Source organism: Kitasatospora sp. NPDC053057 (genome assembly GCF_044546945.1).
In the GTDB taxonomy this organism is placed as follows: Bacteria; Actinomycetota; Actinomycetes; order Streptomycetales; family Streptomycetaceae; genus Kitasatospora.
In genome coordinates this window covers 158,225-174,303 of the sequence record NZ_JBITZP010000016.1, presented here as the reverse complement: position 1 = coordinate 174,303, position 16,079 = coordinate 158,225, and the positions used below count along the sequence as shown (strand labels likewise).

Here is a 16,079-nt window from a genome sequence, read left to right as displayed (position 1 = left end):
CCTCGGCTGGAGAACACCTGCTGAAGCCCTCGACAGTCGGCTAAAGTCGCCGGTCAGAGCCTGTGTTGCGACGGCTGGTTGAATTCGAGCTGCGACCCGGCATCCGAGTGATGTATCAACTCGCCTCGCTGATGGGGGAATCCGTCACGGTCGCGCTGCCACAGCGCCATGTCCAGCGCATCCAGGACGAGCCGGGTCTCCTTGGAGGTCGCGGCCGACCAGCCGACGATGCGCCGGGAGAAGGTGTCCACGACGAAGGCGACGTAGACGACTCCGGCCCAGGTGGCGATGTGCGTGAAGTCGGCGACCCAGCAGCGGTTCGGCGCGGTGGCGACGAACTGCCGGTCGACGAGATCCGGGGCGCGTTCAGCGGCCGGGTCCGCGATGGTGGTGATGACCTTCTTGCCGCGGACAGCACCGGTGATGCCGAGTTCGCGCATGAGGCGTTCGACGGTGCAGCGGGCCACCGCTTGGCCTTGCCGGCTCAGCTCCCGCCAGACCTTCCGGGCCCCGTAGACACGGTAGTTGGCGTTGTAGACCTCCTTGATGAGAGCCTTGAGTTCCTCGTCGCGCACGGTGCGGGCGGCGGGTGAGGCCAGGCGCTTGTGGTGGGCGTAGTAGGTGGAGGGGGCGATGCTGCAGCCGTGCTCGGTGAGCACGCGGCAGATCGGCTCGACGCCGCCGAAGCGGCCCCGGTGCTCGTCGATGAACGCTACGAGCGCAGGTGTGGCCGGTCGAGCTCGGCCGCGAAGAAACTCGCCGCGGCCTTGAGGATCTCGTTGGCGCGCTTGAGTTCGGCGATCTCCTTCTTCATGGCCTTGATCTGCGCGGACTCCTCCGTGGTCGTGCCCGGGCGCTGCCCGGAGTCGACCTGGTCGCGTCGCACCCAGTTGCGCAGGGTCTCGGCGGAGCCGATGCCCAGCTTCTCCGCGACGGCCCGCAACGCGGCCGACTCGTTCGGGTAGTCACCGAGGACCTCGGCGACCATGCGCACCGCACGACGGCGCAGCTCAGGAGGGTAGGAGGAAGGACGTGCCATGACTCGAATCCTTACACGAAATCGAGTCCCCACCGAACCCGGGGCGGTTCAGGGACCGCGTCGGCGGACAAGTGAGCCACATCCGTGGCAATGACAGCCAGATAGGCGAAGGTTGCGAAAGTTGCCCCATTGACCAGCGCCGCGAGCGTCAACGCCAACTGCACCGAGCCCGACTTGAGCGCACGCACTTCCTGCCTCACGGAGACGTCGTGCCGCCGGGCCGCACCAGTGGGTGCCGACCGGAACACGAGCGCCAGCGCGGGCAAGCACAGGGCAGCGACTGCCCAGAAAGCCGAACGCCAGCCGGACCAGTTCCCGAGCAAAGCGCCGACAGGCACGCCGACAACACACGACAGCGTGACCCCCGACAGCAGGACAGCGGTGGCCCGGCTCTGCTTCGCAGGGGTCACGAGGGCGGTCGCCACACTCATCGCGACCGCCAGGAACCCGGCATTGACGATCGCGGCAACGATTCGGGTTCCGAACAGCACGGCGAAATCCGTCGTGACCGCACCGATGACGTGCACGATGACGAACGCGGCAAGGAAGCCTGCCAGCGCGCGACGGCGTGGCCGGCGCGCGCTCAGTGCGGCCATCACCGGCGCACCGACGATCATCCCGATGGCGTATGCGGACGTCAGGCTCGCGGCGGCTCCCACCGACACGGACAAATCACGGGCAATACCCGGTACGAGACCGGACAACATGAACTCGGAGGTCCCTTGCGCGAAGACAGCAAGGCCGAGGACGTAGATGAACACGGGCACGGAGTCGACTCCAGCGTTGACGTGTGCGGGCATGAACATCCGCGTGCTGGACGTCGAACTGCGTCACCTGTTGCTGAGACGAGAGCCACAACCAGACCAGACACACGGAGCGCGTGTCCGGTTACTCGCAGCGAAGCCGACCAAGGAACCAATCGATTGTTGGTCAGGCGCCAACCCGCCGCCGAGTGACCGGTGGCTCCGTTCTGTCTGACTCAGGGCTCATCACGTGAGGCACAGTACTCACCGCACGGGGCAACCATCAACCGGATATCGGCGGACCACGACCGTGCTCCGCACAATGTCAGGTAGCGCCACAGGTGTTGCACACGACACTGCCGTCGCCGGCGAGCATGATGTTCGCGGGCGTCGGCGTCCAGGCGCTCGTCGTGCGCCTGCCGGACCCGGCCGAAGCCGCCCTCGGCGAGCGGGTGCCGGAGCCGGTAGCGGCCGGCGATCAGCCGTTGCGTGCCGGACACTTCGGTCAGCGCCGTTCCGGGCGTGGTGGCCGGGTTGGGCGGCGCCACAGCGGTCCGGCCGGCGACCCGCGGTCACCACCGCGGGGCGGCCGGGTCCGGATCGACCGGCTGGTCACCGGCACCACAGTGCGAGTCGGCCGCGGGCAGTTCCACCGTGATTCGGAGCCCGCCGGCAGGGCGCGGGGTGAGGGTGAGTGTTCCATCGTGTGCGTGGGTGATGGTCTTGACGATCGCCAGGCCCAGGCCGACGCCCGCGTGGTCGGTGCGGATGCGTTCGGCGCCGCGCCGGAACGGTTCGGTGAGTGTGGAGACCAGCTGAGGGGTGAGCCGCTCACCGGTGTTCTCCACGGTGAGCACCGCACCGTCGGGGCGCACGCCGGTGCTGACCCACACGGTGCCTCCCTCCGGCAGGTTGTGGACGATCGCGTTGTGCACGAGGTTCATCGTCAGCTGCACCAGGAGCGCCCGCGACCCGATCGTGGGGGTGATGTCGCCGGACGTCTCGATGGTGACGCCGTGCCGTTCCGCGAGGGGGAGGAGTGTCTCGGTGGCTTCCTCCGCCAGGAGGGACAGGTCGACGCGTTCTCGGGTGAAGGACCGCTGCTCGGCGCGGCTGAGGAGGAGCAACGCCTCGGTGAGGTCGATCGCCCGGGTGTTGACGGCATGGAGGCGGTCGATGACTTCGCCGGGGTCGTGGTCCGGATCGGTGCGGGCCACATCGAGAAGCGCCTTGGAGATCGCCAGTGGGGTGCGCAACTCGTGCGAGGCGTTGGCCGCGAACCTCCGCTGTTCGGCGACGTGTGCTTCGAGCCGCGCCAGCATCGTGTCGAAGGCGTCGGCGAGTTCACGGAACTCGTCCCTGCGGCCCGGTAGCCGGATCCGATGGGAGAGCGATCCGGTCGAGGCCTGACGGGTGGCTTCGGTGATGCGGGTCAGCGGGGCGAGCATCCGGCCGGCGAGGAACCACCCTCCCACGAGGCCGAACACCAGGAGGAAGGCCAACACTGCGGCTGCCCTCGGAGCGAAGACGCGCAGGAGGTTGGACCGGATGGGAAAGACACCGTTGGCGGGGACACCCGTGGGGACGATGAGCGTCGCACGATCGGGGACGTAGCGCAGGAGGAACACCCACACCGCCGCGAGCAGCAGGACACCGGCCAGCATGAGGAATCCGGCGTAGCTGAGGGTGAGTTTGAGGCGAACGCTCGCGCCAGGTGCTCTATCCACGCCCGCCTCCCTCCTGCCCGGCTTCCGGTTGCACGTCGATGCGGTAGCCGACACCCGGCACGGTGGCGATGATCCACGGGTCACCGAGCCGCTTGCGCAGTGACGAGACGGTGATGCGCACGGCGTTGGTGAACGGGTCGGCGTTCGCGTCCCACGCGCGTTCGAGGAGTTCCTCGGCGCTGACGACACCGCCCTCGGCAGCGACCAGGACTTCGAGCACGGCGAACTGCTTGCGGGTGAGCGCGACGTAGCGGCCGTCCCGGTAGACCTCGCGGCGGAACGGGTCCAGCCGCAGACCCGCGATCTCCCGCACGGGAGGCCTGTTGTGTGGGCGCCTTCGGTCGAGTGCTCTGAGCCTGAGCACGAGCTCCTGCATCTCGAACGGCTTGGTGAGGTAGTCGTCGGCGCCGAGTTGGAAGCCGGAGACCTTGTCGTCGAGACGGTCGGCGGCGGTGAGCATGAGGATCGGCGTACCGCTGCCGGAGGCGACGATGCGTCGGGCGATCTCGTCACCGGACGGTCCGGGGACGTCGCGATCGAGGACGGCGATGTCGTAGCCGTTGACGCCCAGCAGTTCCAGCGCGGTGTCGCCGTCACCCGCGAGGTCGGCCGCGATCGCCTCCAGACGCAGGCAGTCGCGGATGGCTTCTGCCAGAAAGGGTTCGTCCTCGACGATCAACACGCGCATGCTCTCGATGCTACGAGCCCGGCGCATATCGTCGGCGTATCGAAAATCCCATACGCGACGACGACACCGCGCCGCGTTGACTGGCGGCATGAACCACACGACGACGCAGACGGACACGGCGCAGACCGGACCGGACGGCGCCGGCGGCCGGGAGACCGGCGCCGGGGCCTGGCGCGCGCGCATCCGCCGGGCGGCACGCGCCGTCTCCCGGCCGGGGCCCTGGAAGCGAGGCCGGGTGCTCGCGGCACTGGCGCTGCTGCTCGGGCTGCTCATGCTGCTGCACGCGGAGATCCCGGACCGGGGGACCGGGAACCTCGGCAGCCTGGAGGAGAGCTTCCTGCCGTGGTTCGGTCTGATCGTCCCGGTGCTGCTGGCCGCGGCGCTGTGGCGCCGCTCCGCCTCCGCGGTGCTCGCGCTCATGCTGCCGGTCACGGTGTGGCTGAACCTCTTCGGCGGGCTGCTCGCCGACAAGTCCCACCCGGGCGGCGACCTCACCGTGGCCAGCGAGAACGTCTACGCGGACAACCCCGACCCGGCCCGCACCGCACGCGACCTGGCCGCCTCCGGGGCGGACGTGCTCGCCGTGGTGGCACTGACCGAGCAGGCCACGGGCACGTACGAGCAGGAGCTGGCGAAGGCGTACCCGTACCACACGGTGCAGGGCACGGTCGGGCTGTGGAGCAGGCTGCCGCTGTCGGACACCCGGCCGATCGACATCATGGACTACGGGCCGCTGGCCGACACCAAGCCGGCCGCCGCCAAGCTGGCCTCCAACCGGGCGCTGCGCACCACGGTGGCCACGGACCGCGGGCCGCTGACGGTGTACGTGGCCCACCTGGGGTCCGTCCGGGTGCTTCCCAGCAGCGGCTTCTGGACGGCCTCGCGGAACATCGGCGTGCAGGCGCTCGGCAAGGCCGTCGCCGCCGATCCGAGCCAGCGGGTGGTGCTGCTCGGCGACCTGAACGGCACCACGGACGACCGCGCGTTCGACGGCCTCACCTCGCAGCTGCGCTCGGCCCAGGAGGTGGCCGGGGACGGCTTCGGCTTCACCTGGCCGGCACGGTTCCCCGTGGTGCGGATCGACCAGATCCTGGTCCGTGGCGTGGAGCCGAGGAGCTCGTGGGTGCTCCCGGCCAACGGCAGCGACCACCGGCCGGTGGCGGCCCGAATCAGCTGGTGAACACCGCGTGAAGACCGGCACCCCATCTGCCACGGGCGGAGATTCCTCCGGTTCGGGCCGGTGATCTACTGACATGGCGTCAGATCTCCGGCCCGGCAAGTGAGTCGGGTCAGGGGAGCGGGCCACGTCGAGGTGCCCACCGGTGGGTCCGTCACCGCAAAGCCCGCGTCCGGTTCGGGGGGAACGCCTCAGTCGACATCTCTTGGACACATCAGTCCCGCAAGCGTCCCGCCGGCGTTCACGGCGCCCAGCCCGTCATTCACGCCCGACCCGGTTCCGGGTCCGCACCGGTTGCCGTCACTGATTGTTCAACCTGCGTATACGCGTGTTCGCGGTACCCGTGATCCCGCGCGAAGGCCGCCGGGCGGAGCGGCAGGGGCCGGAAAACGGTCGATCCGTCCGGCGAGCCCTAGCGACCTGCTGCGTTCAGGAAGATAACGAAAAGGTCCAGAGCGGCCTCGTTTTGGATTTACTTCTTGACTCTAGACGGCCCAGGCGGATTGACTCCCCTCAACTCCGCCGCGCCGTCGCGGCGACGTCAGGGAGGCACCCCCACCATGAACGCAATGATGCGTCGCGCCGTCATCGCCACCGCAGCCGTCTCGATGGCCCTGTCCATGGCCGCCTGCGGCAAGGCCGGCGGCGACAAGAAGGACTCCGCCGCCTCCGGCGACAACAAGTCCATCGGCCTGCTGCTGCCCGAGAACGCCTCCTCCGTGCGCTACGAGTCCTTCGACCGGCCGTTCATCGAGGCCAAGGTCAAGGCCCTGTGCGCGGACTGCAAGGTGCTCTACAACAACGCCGAGGGCAGCGCCGCCAAGCAGAAGCAGCAGTTCGACACCCTGATAGCCCAGGGCGTCAAGGTGATCGTCCTGGACGCCTTCGACGCCACCTCCACCCAGGGCTGGGTGCAGGAGGCCGCCGCCAAGGGCGTCAAGGTCGTCGCCTACGACCGCCTGGCCACCGGCCCGGTCGCCGCCTACGTCTCCTTCGACAACGAGAAGGTCGGCGAACTCCAGGGCCAGGCCCTGGTCGACGCCCTCGGGGACAAGGCCGCCGACGCCAACATCGTCATGATCAACGGCGATGACGCGGACCCGAACGCAGGCCAGTTCAAGGCCGGCGCCCACAAGGTGCTCGACGGCAAGGTGAAGAAGGTCGTCTACGAGCAGTCGGGCGAGTGGAAGCCCACCGTGGCCGGCCAGAAGATCGGCGCCGCGATCACCCAGCTCGGCAAGGACGGCTTCCAGGGCGTCTACTCCGCCAACGACGGCATGGCCGGCGCCATTATCACCCAGCTCCAGGGCGCGGGCATCAAGGTCCCCGTCGGCGGTCAGGACGCCGGCCTCGACGCCGTCCAGCGCATCGTCAACGGTGACCAGGCCTACACCATCTACAAGGCCTACAAGCCGCTCGCCGACAACGCCGCCGAACTGGCCGTCGACCTCCTGCAGGGCAAGGACGTCAAGTCCGTGGCCAGCTCCAGCATCGACAGCGCCACCGACAAGGGCATTCCGGCCAAGCTGCTCGACCCCAAGATCGTCACCAAGGCGAACATCAAGGACACCGTGATCGCCGACGGCCTCTACAAGGCCTCGGACATCTGCACCGCCGACTACGCGGCCGCCTGCGCCGCCGCCGGCCTGAAGTAGCACCGCCCGGGCGGTGCTCCCCACCTCCCCGGGGGGCACCGCCCCGACCGCGCGGCGGGTCCTGCCCGCCCCGGCCCCCCTTTCGACGCTCACCCGCCCGCCCCGTACGGCGCGGGCCAGCCCGGCTGCCGACCCACCATCACGGCGCGCACGGGAAGAAGGAGATGGTTCACGTGACAGGCGCACCCGTACTGGCGTTGCGCGGGGTCTCCAAGCGCTTCGGCGCCGTCCAGGCACTCACCGACGTGCACCTGGAGGTACACGCAGGCGAGGTGGTGGCCCTGGTGGGCGACAACGGCGCCGGAAAGTCCACGCTGGTGAAGACCATCGCCGGCGTCCACCCCATCGACGAGGGAACGATCGAGTGGGAGGGCAAGGCGGTCTCCATCGGACGCCCGCAGGACGCCCAGGCCCTCGGCGTCGCCACCGTGTACCAGGACCTCGCGCTCTGCGACAACCTCGACGTGGTCGGCAACCTCTTCCTCGGCCGCGAGCTGAAGAGCCTCGGCCTGCTCGACGAGGTCGCCATGGAGAAGCGGGCGCGCGAACTGCTCGACACCCTCTCCATCCGCATCCCGAGCGTGCGCATCCCCATCGCCGCCCTCTCGGGCGGCCAGCGCCAGGTGGTCGCCATCGCCCGAGCCCTCGTCGGCGACCCCAAGATCGTCATCCTGGACGAGCCCACCGCCGCCCTCGGTGTCGAGCAGACCGCCCAGGTCCTCGACCTCGTCGAGCGCCTGCGCGACCGTGGCCTCGGCGTCATCCTGATCAGCCACAACATGGCCGACGTCAAGGCCGTCGCCGACACCGTCGCCGTCCTTCGCCTGGGCCGCAACAACGGTGTCTTCGAGGTGGCCGGCACCTCGCACGAGGAGATCATCTCCGCCATCACCGGCGCCACCGAGAACGCCGTCACCCGACGCCAGGCCCGACTCGCGGAGGAAACGAAGTGACCACCGAACAGACCACCCCGGCCGCGCCGGCAGCGGCCACCCCCGCGGTCGACCCCCGCCTGCTCGTCCGCGAGTCCGGCCTCGCCGGCTACCTCGCCGAGTTCAAGCGGAAGATGAAGAACGGCGACCTCGGCTCCGTGCCCGTCGTCCTCGGCCTGATCCTCATCGGCGTCATCTTCCAGAGCGTCACCGGGGACTTCCTCAACGCCGACAACCTCACCAACATCACCAAGTGGATCGCCGGCCCCGGCCTGATCGCCGTCGGCATCGTCTTCGTGCTCCTCCTCGGCGAGATCGACCTCTCCCTCGGCTCCGTCTCCGGCGTCTCCGCCGCGATCGCCGCCGTCCTGTCCGTGCGCTCCGGCTACAACGAGTGGCTCGCCTGCCTCATCGCCGTCGCCGCCGCCGTCGCCATCGGCGCCCTGCACGGCTTCTTCTTCGCCAAGATCGGCGTCCCGGCCTTCGTCGTCACCCTCGCCGGCCTGCTCGCCTGGAGCGGCCTGCAGCAGTACGTCCTCGGCGACAAGGGCACCGTCAACGTCGTGAACGACGGCGTCCTGGCCAACCTGGACACCTACTTCCTCGGCGACGGCGACATCGCCTACACCTGGGGCCTCGCCGTCCTCGGTATCGCGCTCTTCGCCCTCGGGCAGATCCTCGACGCCCGCCGCCGCACCGCCGCCGGCCTCACCGCGCGTCCCGTCAGTGAGATCGCGCTGCGCACCGGCGTCCTCGCCGTGATCGCGCTGACCGCCGCCTACATGCTCAACCAGGACCGCGGCCTGCCGCTGCCCCTGCTGGTCTTCCTGGCCGTCGTCGTCATCACCGACTTCGTCCTGCGCCGCACGAGCTACGGCCGGCAGATCTTCGCCGTCGGCGGCGGCGTGGAGGCCGCCCGCCGCGCGGGCATCAACGTCGCCTGGGTCCGGATCTCGGTCTTCATGATCTCCGCCGGCATGGCCGCCCTCGGCGGCCTGTTCATCGCCTCCCAGCAGGGCTCCGCCGACAAGATGCTCGGCGGCGGCAACGTCCTGATGAACTCCATCGCGGCGGCCGTCATCGGCGGCACCAGCCTCTTCGGCGGACGCGGCAAGACCTGGTCCGCCCTGCTGGGCATCCTGGTCATCCAGTCGATCATCACCGGCCTCGACCTGGTCCACGTCGACCAGGCCATCCAGTACATGATCACCGGCGCGGTCCTGCTCGCCGCCGTCGTCCTGGACTCCGTGTCCCGCCGCACGCGCAAGACCGCCGCGCGCTGACCCACCGTCACGCGCGACACGGGCCGGCCCGGTATCCAACCCCACGGATACCGGGCCGGCCCCTTCGTCTCGCGGAGACGCTCCAGCGCTGGTGCCACCGCGAGGCGGAGCGGGCGAAGCGGAGGTTCGATGGAAGGGACGTCCGGGGATGTCACCGGCCCGCGTCCGGGCCGGCGGGCGTCCGACAGCGGATGTCCGGTCCTCAGACGGTGAGACGCCATGGGAAGGAGATAGGCCATGGGGAGCCACGAGGAGGTCCTGAACGGTGGGCGATGCCTGCACCCGAACCCGCGACGGCCGGTTCCACCCGCGGCCTCGTCACCCGCAACCGCACCGGGCGCCCGGATGCGCCCAGTGCCGGGCCGGCTGCCGAGGAAGAGGCACGGCAGGCTGATGGCGACCGTCACCGCCCTCCTGACCGGCGCTGTCATGGTGATCGGCACGCCCCCGTCGGGCGCCGCCACCATCGCTGTCCCGGCCTACCAGCAGCAACTGGGCAACGACTGCGAGGCGACCTCCCTGCGCATGGTGCTGGCCGCACGGGGGGTGCAGGTGTCCGACCAGGACGTGCTCGGACACATCGGCGTCGACCTGGCACACCCGCAGGCGGGGGTCTCCGGGCCACTGTCCGGGGACCCGTTCCGGGCCTTCGTGGGAAGCCCCAATGGCTCGGAAGCGGGCGGTACCGGCTTCGGCGTGTACTACCCGCCGGTCGCCCGGGCCGCGCAGACCTACGGCCTGTCCGTGGCGGCGGCCGGACAGGGGATCTCGCCCGCCCAGCTGAGCAGCGCGGTTGCCGCCGGACACCTGGCGATCGTCTGGGTCGACTACGACTGGCGTGACGTCGCGGCGGGTTCGTACACCGCGTACGACGGCCGCGTGGTGCCCTACGCCGGCCCGTCCGAGCACACCGTCGTCGTGACCGGGGTCAGTAACGGGCAGTATCTGGTCAACGACCCGTCCCGCGGGCAGCTGCAGATCAGCGGGGCGGCCCTCGCGGCCGGGTACGCCAGCTACGGCGACATGGCGGTCATCATCGAGTGACCGCTCCGCCCGGGCCGCTCGTGCGGTCGGGGCGGCAGCGGGAAGGTGCCGTACGACGTGGTGCGGGTCACCACGGTGAGGAGGCCGAAGGGGCCGGCCGCGGGGCCGACGCTCCGGCCGACCACGAGCAGGGGCTTGCGCACCGCGGTGGCGCCGGAGTCCGGAGGGTCCAGGTGGCCGCCGCCGCGCCCGGGGTGTGCCAGGCCGTGGGTGGTGTCGTCGGGACCGGCCAGGTGTCGTGTCTCGCCCACTCGGCGCGCGTAGCGGCGGGGCCGGGCGTCCGGGCGGCCCGGGCAAGCCCATGGCTGTTCGTGGTCAGGCAGGTCGCAGTGTTCATGCCACCCTCCGAATGCCGTCGACGGTGATGCCGGTCGCAAGCACGGACGGTCCCGGGGCGCCGGGAGATCGGGCCGAGGCTCGGTGGGACCGTCGGATCCGTGGCCGACCAGCCGTCCTGCCATTCACGCTAGCGGCGGCGCGACGGCAGACCGCGGTACCCGGGACGGAACCTCGCAGGTGCGGCGGTACCTCGGTACTACGCCCGACGGGGCGGCAGTACCGCGCTCCGGGCTCCTCCCCGCGCACGTGGGCCGGCAACGGTCGGGCCGGGCGGGTTAGGGACGGCAGGCGCGCCGGTCCGTACGGGCGCGGTCCGTCAGCGCTCGGCGAGGCGTGCGGCGAAGCCGTCGAGGATTGCCCGCAGACCGAACTCGAAGCTGCTGTCGGGCGCGTCGGCGTAGCCTGTGGTGCCGATGCGTTCGCGCAGGCGGGGGAAGGCGGAGGCGATCTCGGCGGCCCGGGTCATGGTGTCGGCCAGCACCTGTTGGGCGTCCGTGTCGCCGCGGGCCAGTCGGCGGGTGAGGGAGACCTCGGACGCGGGGGCGAGGGCGGCGCCGAGGGTGAAGACGAGGATCGTGGCCGCCGCCTGGTCCGCCTCCGTCGCGGTGAAGCCGGCCCGCTCGTAGAGGGCGAGGCTGTGGTCGTCGACGCGGGCCTTGCCCGGGCCGTAGTGCAGGTAGCTGCCGAAGGCCTGGCCGAGCCACGGGTGCCGGGTGAGCATGGCGTGCATGCCGGTGGCCATGGCGGTGGCTGCCGTCCGCCAGTCGGTCGCGGCGAGGTCGGGCAGGACGACCTCGTCCCAGATCGCGTCGCCGGCGAGCCGTACCAGTTCGTCCTTGGTCCTGATGTGCCAGTAGATCGCGGTCGCGGCGGTGCCGAGCCGTTTGCCGAGACTGCGCATGTTGAGGCCGTCCAGTCCCTCCTCGTCCAGGAGGTCGATGGCCGCGCCGATGATCTGGTCCGCTGTCAGGGTCGCTCGGGGCATGCGCGACAGCGTAGTCGAACTAAGTTCAAGAATCACTTGCACTTTGTTCAAGGCGGCCGCTACCTTCTTCCTGTACATAGTTCAACTCGGGAGGGAACCCCATGGCACAGGATCAGCTGTCAGCGTTCGTCGCCGGAACGGCGAAGGACTTCGACGTCCCCGGACTCGCGGTGGGCATCCTCCTCGACGGCCAGGAGACGTACGCCTCCCACGGTGTGACCAGCCTCGACAACCCGCTGCCGGTCGACCAGCACACCCTGTTCCACCTGGCCTCGGTCACCAAGACCTTCACCGCGACCGCGCTCATGCGGCTGGTCGCCGAGGGGAGGGTGGACCTCGACGCGCCGGTGCGCCGCTACGTCCCCGAGCTCAGGCTGGCCGACGAGCGGACGGCCGAGCGGATCACCGTGCTCAATCTGCTCAACCACACCGCCGGGCTGGACTGGAACCTGATGGACGGTGACGAGGAGGACGGTTCGCTCGCGGGATTCGTCGCCCGCATGGCCGGCCTGCCGCTGATCGCCGAGCCCGACGCCCGCGCCTCCTACAGCCAGGCCGGCTACAACCTGGCCGGACGGGTCGTCGAGAAGGTCACCGGGAGGAGCTTCGAGAAGGCCGTGGCCCAGCTGGTCCTGGAACCGGTCGGCCTGTCGGACACCGTCTTCGACGAGGCCGACGTGATGGTCCGCCGCTTTGCCGTCGGCCACAACCGGGACGAGGGCGGAACGCTGCGCACCGCCCAGCCGTGGAAGGCCTTCCGGCCCGGCACCCGCGGCAACAACCCCGGCGGTGGTGCCGCCTCCTCGGTCGCCGACCTGCTGCGCTGGGCCCGGTTCCAGCTCGGTGACGGCGCCGGGGTGCTGCCCGCCGAGGCGCTGCACCGGATGCGCGAGCAGACGGTCGAGCTGCGCGCCAGCACGCTCGGTGACGGCTTCGGCATCTGCTGGTTCCTGCGCGAGGTGGACGGCGTCAGGACCGTCGGCCACGGTGGCTCGGGCAACGGTCAGTTCGCCGAGCTGCTGATCGTGCCCGAGCGGAACTTCGCCGTCGTCGCGCTGGCCAACGCCGGCCCGGAGGGCTACCCGTGCAACCAGTCGGTGGTCCGCTGGGCGCTGGAGCACTACCTGGGGGTGGTCGAGGAGGACCCGGAGCCGGTCCCGTACGACGAGGCGCGGGCCCGAGAGGTCGCCGGCCGCTACGAGATCGACGCGATGAACCTCGACATCGCCGGCGACGGCCGCCGGCTCACCCTCGCGGTCGGCATCAAGCCGGAGATCCGCGCCGCGTCCGACACCGAGATGCCCCCGGACTACCCGGCCGCCGAGATGGGCTTCCTGACCGGCGACGGCGACGAGTACATCATCGCCGAGGGCGGCCTGAAGGGCCAGCGCGGCTACTTCAGCCGTGACGCGAACGGCGCGGTCACCGGCGTCGACCTCGCCGGCCGCCTCTTCACCCGCGCCCGTCAGCCCAACTGACGCACTATCAGCGGCGAGTCCCGGCAGGACCGGGCGGGCCTGCGCAAGTTCCCAGGACCTGGGCAGCCCGCCGTTGGCCCGTAACCTCTCCGGAAGTACGGCGTTCATCCCATAGTCCGACCGCCCTATGGTCTGAGGAGATAGCACTATGGCCGCCGTGCCGTACCAGAGTTCCGCTGACACCGCCGAGCGGCTGATCGCCGAGGCGATGAGGCAGGGCACCAGCCATCTGGCGACCGGGCTCGACTCGCCGCCGGGCACGCACCTGCGGATCGGAGGCCGGGATCTCGTCAACTTCGGGACCTGTGGCTACCTCTCGCTGGAGCAGGAGGAACAGGTCCGGCGCGGCGCCGTGGAGGCGACCGAGCGCTTCGGCGTTCAGTTCTCGGTCTCCCGGGGGTACGTGGCGTCCGGCCTCAACCTCGAACTCGAAGAGCTGCTACGGGAGATGTACGACGGTCACCCCGCCCTGGTGTACTCGTCGACGTCGCTGTGCCACATGTCCGTGATGCCGGCGCTGCTCGGAGCCGGCGACCTGGCCGTGCTGGACCAGCAGGTCCACTTCAGCGTCCAGACGGCGGCCCAGCTCGGGCGGCAGCAGGGGGTCGAGCTCGCGATGGTGCGGCACAACGACCTGGACGCGCTGGAGCGCAGGCTCCTGCGCGCGCAGGGCACCGGAGAGCGGGTCTGGTATCTGATCGACGGCGTGTACTCGATGTTCGGCGACGTCGCACCGGTCGAGGACCTCGTCCGGCTGATGGCGGCGTACCCAGCCCTGCACCTCTACATCGACGACGCGCACGGCATGAGCTGGTACGGGCGGCACGGCGCGGGCTACGTCTTTGAGAAGCTCGGCCGGCGTCTGGGCGATCGGGTGGTGCTCGTCACGACGCTCGCCAAGGGCTTCGGGACCATCGGCGGCGTTGCCGTGCTCCCCACCGAGGAGGCGTTCCAGCGGGTGCAGGTCAACGGCGGACCGCTGATGTACTCCCACCCGCTGCCGCCGCCGATGCTCGGGGCGGCGATCGCCTCGGCGCGGATCCACCTCTCCTCCCGGATCGAGGCCCTCCAGGCACAGCTGGCGGAGCGCCGGGAACACTGCAACGAGCTCCTCGCCGCGGCCGATCTGCCCGTCGTCTCCGATCCCAGGACGCCGGTCTACTTCATCGGACTCGGTGAGCCTGAAGTCAGCTACGGCATGGTGCGACGGGTCCTCGACGAGGGGTTCTACGTGAACCAGTCGTCCTTTCCCCTCGTCCCCCTGAAGAAGTCCGGCCTGCGTTTCACCCTCACCCGGCACGTGGACCGTGATCACATCCGGGGACTGGTCGAGGCGGTGGCGCACCATCTCCCGCAGGCGCTCCGGGAGGCCGGCCGGACGATGGCCGACGCCCGGGCCGCCTTCGAGTCCATGCTGCCCAGGGCCGGCGCGGCCCCGGCTCGGACGGACTGATCGGCCGGCCGGGCCGGCCGCCCGCGCCGGTCCGGCGAACGCCCGGAAGCGGCGTCAGCGCCCCATGATGTCCGGCGGCCGCTACCGGCCGGGGGCGGTCGTCGGCGGGGCGTCCAGCACGCGGAAGGAGATGCCGGCCGCGATCAGCCGGTCGATCAGCGGCCGGCCCATCGCCACCGCCGTGGTCAGCTGCCCTGCCAGGGGCGGCAGGTCGTCGTACGCCAGGCAGAGCGCCGACTCGGCCAGCATCTTCGCGGTCTCCTGGTAGCCGGGGTCGCCCCCGGACACCTCGGCGAGGACCGTGCGCCCGCCGCCCGCCCGCGCTACGAACCGGACGGCGAACCAGGAGCGGGCCCGCTGCTCCGCGCTCGGCCCGTCGCCAGGCTTGCGCAGCCGCCCCAGGGCCCGGCGCAGCAGGGGCAGTTGGGCGGCGACGGCGACCGCGGTCACCGCGGCGACACCGCCGAGGGCGATCGGCAGCCGTCGAACCGCCGCGTAGTGCGCGTAGCCGAAGTCCGGGCCGTACGCGTCCAGTGCGGCGGCCGAGCGGGACACCACCTGCGGGTCGATCGAGGGCAGTGGCAGCGCCCAAGCCCGGGCCGCCCGTGAACGGTGCGGCCGGCCGGTCGGGGTGCGGACCAGCCGTCCCTTCGGCCGGGGCTCGACCGCGCGGCGCGCCCGGGCGGCCCGGGCCATCGCGCGCGGTCGGGAGAAGGCCGTCATCGCCGAGGCGAAGGTGCCGCCGGAGATGGTGCCGCCGGCGCGGACGAAGCCCTCGACCGAGACCCGGGCCGCCGGGCCGCCGCGGCGCAGCAACTCCTCGACGGTGAACAGCACGCCGAGGTCGTGCGGCACCGAGTCGAAGCCGCAGGCGTGCACCAGCCGCGCGCCGGTGGCCACCGCCCGCTCGTGGTGCCGGAGGTACATCCGGTCGACGAACTCCGGCTCGCCGGTGAGGTCCACGTAGTCGGTGCCGCTGTCCGCGCAGGCTGCCACCAGCGGCTCGCCGTGCCGCAGGTACGGGCCGACCGTGGACACCACCACCCGGGCCTTCGCGGCCACGGCGCGCAGCGCCTCGCGGTCCGCGGCGTCCGCGATCAGCAGGGGGAGGCCGGCGCAGCGCGGGTCGATCTGCGCCAGCTTCGCCCGGACGGCGGTGAGCCTGCGCTCGTCGCGTCCGGCGAGTGCCCAGCGGCAGCCCTCGGGCGCGGTCCGGGCCAGGTACTCGGCGGTGAGTCCGCCGGTGAACCCGGTGGCACCGAACAGGACGAGGTCGTACGGGCGGGGCTCGGCCATCAACAGTCCCTACTCGCGGGTGATCGACTGCGCCACGCTAGGAGCCCGTCGTGGCACTGTCAACGCGGGAGAAGAGGCGAGAAGGGGCCCGGCCCGCGGCAGCCCGTCGTGACGACCTGTGCCGACGGCGGGGGGGGGGGGGGGGGGGGGGGGGGGGGGGGGGGGGGCGGGGGGGCGGGGGGGGGGGGGCGGGCCGGCGGGGGGGGGGGGGGGGGGGGGGGCGGCGCCGGGGGGGGGCCG

General features: G+C 71.1%; 15 protein-coding genes. 7 read left to right on the top strand and 8 right to left on the bottom strand.

The genetic code is table 11. The features are described from left to right. Nucleotides 1-53 precede the first annotated feature (53 nt). From ACIG5E_RS19110 to ACIG5E_RS19090, 5 genes are all read right to left on the bottom strand, one after another. The gene (locus tag ACIG5E_RS19110) at nt 54-707 is read right to left on the bottom strand and encodes an IS3 family transposase (protein ID WP_396534676.1); all 654 of its coding nucleotides are present in this window, start codon (nt 705-707) and stop codon (nt 54-56) included. Between the two features lie 5 nt (nt 708-712). Beyond that, on the bottom strand, nt 713-1,039 hold the full coding sequence (locus tag ACIG5E_RS19105) for a transposase (protein ID WP_030557153.1): 327 nt from the start codon (nt 1,037-1,039) through the stop codon (nt 713-715). Nucleotides 1,040-1,050: 11 nt separating this feature from the next. Continuing rightward, nucleotides 1,051-1,806, bottom strand: coding sequence for an MFS transporter (locus tag ACIG5E_RS19100; protein WP_396534669.1), 756 nt, complete (start codon nt 1,804-1,806; stop codon nt 1,051-1,053). Between the two features lie 548 nt (nt 1,807-2,354). Further along, nucleotides 2,355-3,509, bottom strand: a complete 1,155-nt coding sequence (locus tag ACIG5E_RS19095) for a sensor histidine kinase (protein ID WP_396534667.1) — start codon at nt 3,507-3,509, stop codon at nt 2,355-2,357. After that, the gene (locus tag ACIG5E_RS19090; RefSeq protein WP_396534665.1) at nt 3,502-4,197 is read right to left on the bottom strand and encodes a response regulator transcription factor; all 696 of its coding nucleotides are present in this window, start codon (nt 4,195-4,197) and stop codon (nt 3,502-3,504) included. The genes ACIG5E_RS19095 and ACIG5E_RS19090 overlap by 8 nt, the downstream gene beginning before the upstream one ends. 88 nt (nt 4,198-4,285) lie before the next feature. Between ACIG5E_RS19090 and ACIG5E_RS19085 the strand changes: the two genes are divergently transcribed. The 5 genes from ACIG5E_RS19085 to ACIG5E_RS19065 all read left to right on the top strand — a co-directional run bounded on the left by ACIG5E_RS19085 (nt 4,286) and on the right by ACIG5E_RS19065 (nt 10,288). Continuing rightward, on the top strand, nt 4,286-5,377 hold the full coding sequence (locus tag ACIG5E_RS19085) for an endonuclease/exonuclease/phosphatase family protein (RefSeq protein ID WP_396534663.1): 1,092 nt from the start codon (nt 4,286-4,288) through the stop codon (nt 5,375-5,377). A gap of 557 nt (nt 5,378-5,934) precedes the next feature. Further along, nucleotides 5,935-7,029 (top strand): sugar ABC transporter substrate-binding protein, encoded by a 1,095-nt coding sequence (locus ACIG5E_RS19080; protein ID WP_396534661.1) that lies wholly within the window; start codon nt 5,935-5,937, stop codon nt 7,027-7,029. A 164-nt stretch (nt 7,030-7,193) separates the two neighbouring features. After that, nucleotides 7,194-7,982, top strand: coding sequence for an ATP-binding cassette domain-containing protein (locus tag ACIG5E_RS19075; protein ID WP_396534659.1), 789 nt, complete (start codon nt 7,194-7,196; stop codon nt 7,980-7,982). Further along, the gene (locus ACIG5E_RS19070; protein WP_396534657.1) at nt 7,979-9,244 is read left to right on the top strand and encodes a sugar ABC transporter permease; all 1,266 of its coding nucleotides are present in this window, start codon (nt 7,979-7,981) and stop codon (nt 9,242-9,244) included. The genes ACIG5E_RS19075 and ACIG5E_RS19070 overlap by 4 nt, the downstream gene beginning before the upstream one ends. A gap of 393 nt (nt 9,245-9,637) precedes the next feature. Further along, the gene (locus ACIG5E_RS19065) at nt 9,638-10,288 is read left to right on the top strand and encodes a C39 family peptidase (RefSeq protein ID WP_396534655.1); all 651 of its coding nucleotides are present in this window, start codon (nt 9,638-9,640) and stop codon (nt 10,286-10,288) included. Here the strand turns inward: ACIG5E_RS19065 and ACIG5E_RS19060 are convergent. Both ACIG5E_RS19060 and ACIG5E_RS19055 read right to left on the bottom strand, forming a co-directional pair. Continuing rightward, nucleotides 10,258-10,539 carry a hypothetical protein gene (locus ACIG5E_RS19060; RefSeq protein ID WP_396534653.1) on the bottom strand — a complete coding sequence of 94 codons (282 nt, stop codon included), beginning with the start codon at nt 10,537-10,539 and terminating at the stop codon, nt 10,258-10,260. The genes ACIG5E_RS19065 and ACIG5E_RS19060 overlap by 31 nt on opposite strands. A gap of 404 nt (nt 10,540-10,943) precedes the next feature. Beyond that, on the bottom strand, nt 10,944-11,612 hold the full coding sequence (locus ACIG5E_RS19055; RefSeq protein WP_396534651.1) for a TetR/AcrR family transcriptional regulator C-terminal domain-containing protein: 669 nt from the start codon (nt 11,610-11,612) through the stop codon (nt 10,944-10,946). A gap of 101 nt (nt 11,613-11,713) precedes the next feature. Here ACIG5E_RS19055 and ACIG5E_RS19050 point away from each other — a divergent pair, with 101 nt between their 5' ends. Together ACIG5E_RS19050 and ACIG5E_RS19045 are read left to right on the top strand one after the other, a co-directional pair. Next, nucleotides 11,714-13,090 (top strand): serine hydrolase domain-containing protein, encoded by a 1,377-nt coding sequence (locus ACIG5E_RS19050; protein WP_396534649.1) that lies wholly within the window; start codon nt 11,714-11,716, stop codon nt 13,088-13,090. Between the two features lie 148 nt (nt 13,091-13,238). After that, a complete protein-coding gene (locus ACIG5E_RS19045) occupies nt 13,239-14,543 on the top strand; it encodes an aminotransferase class I/II-fold pyridoxal phosphate-dependent enzyme (protein ID WP_396534647.1) in 1,305 nt (434 codons plus the stop codon). Nucleotides 14,544-14,624: 81 nt separating this feature from the next. Here the strand turns inward: ACIG5E_RS19045 and ACIG5E_RS19040 are convergent, their stop codons facing one another. Then, nucleotides 14,625-15,839, bottom strand: a complete 1,215-nt coding sequence (locus ACIG5E_RS19040; protein WP_396534645.1) for a saccharopine dehydrogenase family protein — start codon at nt 15,837-15,839, stop codon at nt 14,625-14,627. Nucleotides 15,840-16,079 lie beyond the last annotated feature (240 nt).

Bases quoted from the DNA above. Each gene is read 5' to 3' on its own strand.
- ACIG5E_RS19055 (WP_396534651.1), bottom strand. From the start codon at position 11,612: ATGCCCCGAGCGACCCTGACAGCGGACCAGATCATCGGCGCGGCCATC.
- ACIG5E_RS19045 (WP_396534647.1), top strand. From the start codon at position 13,239: ATGGCCGCCGTGCCGTACCAGAGTTCCGCTGACACCGCCGAGCGGCTG.
- ACIG5E_RS19085 (WP_396534663.1), top strand. From the start codon at position 4,286: ATGAACCACACGACGACGCAGACGGACACGGCGCAGACCGGACCGGAC.
- ACIG5E_RS19090 (WP_396534665.1), bottom strand. From the start codon at position 4,197: ATGCGCGTGTTGATCGTCGAGGACGAACCCTTTCTGGCAGAAGCCATC.
- ACIG5E_RS19065 (WP_396534655.1), top strand. From the start codon at position 9,638: ATGGCGACCGTCACCGCCCTCCTGACCGGCGCTGTCATGGTGATCGGC.
- ACIG5E_RS19050 (WP_396534649.1), top strand. From the start codon at position 11,714: ATGGCACAGGATCAGCTGTCAGCGTTCGTCGCCGGAACGGCGAAGGAC.
- ACIG5E_RS19040 (WP_396534645.1), bottom strand. From the start codon at position 15,839: ATGGCCGAGCCCCGCCCGTACGACCTCGTCCTGTTCGGTGCCACCGGG.
- ACIG5E_RS19080 (WP_396534661.1), top strand. From the start codon at position 5,935: ATGAACGCAATGATGCGTCGCGCCGTCATCGCCACCGCAGCCGTCTCG.
- ACIG5E_RS19075 (WP_396534659.1), top strand. From the start codon at position 7,194: ATGGTTCACGTGACAGGCGCACCCGTACTGGCGTTGCGCGGGGTCTCC.
- ACIG5E_RS19105 (WP_030557153.1), bottom strand. From the start codon at position 1,039: ATGGCACGTCCTTCCTCCTACCCTCCTGAGCTGCGCCGTCGTGCGGTG.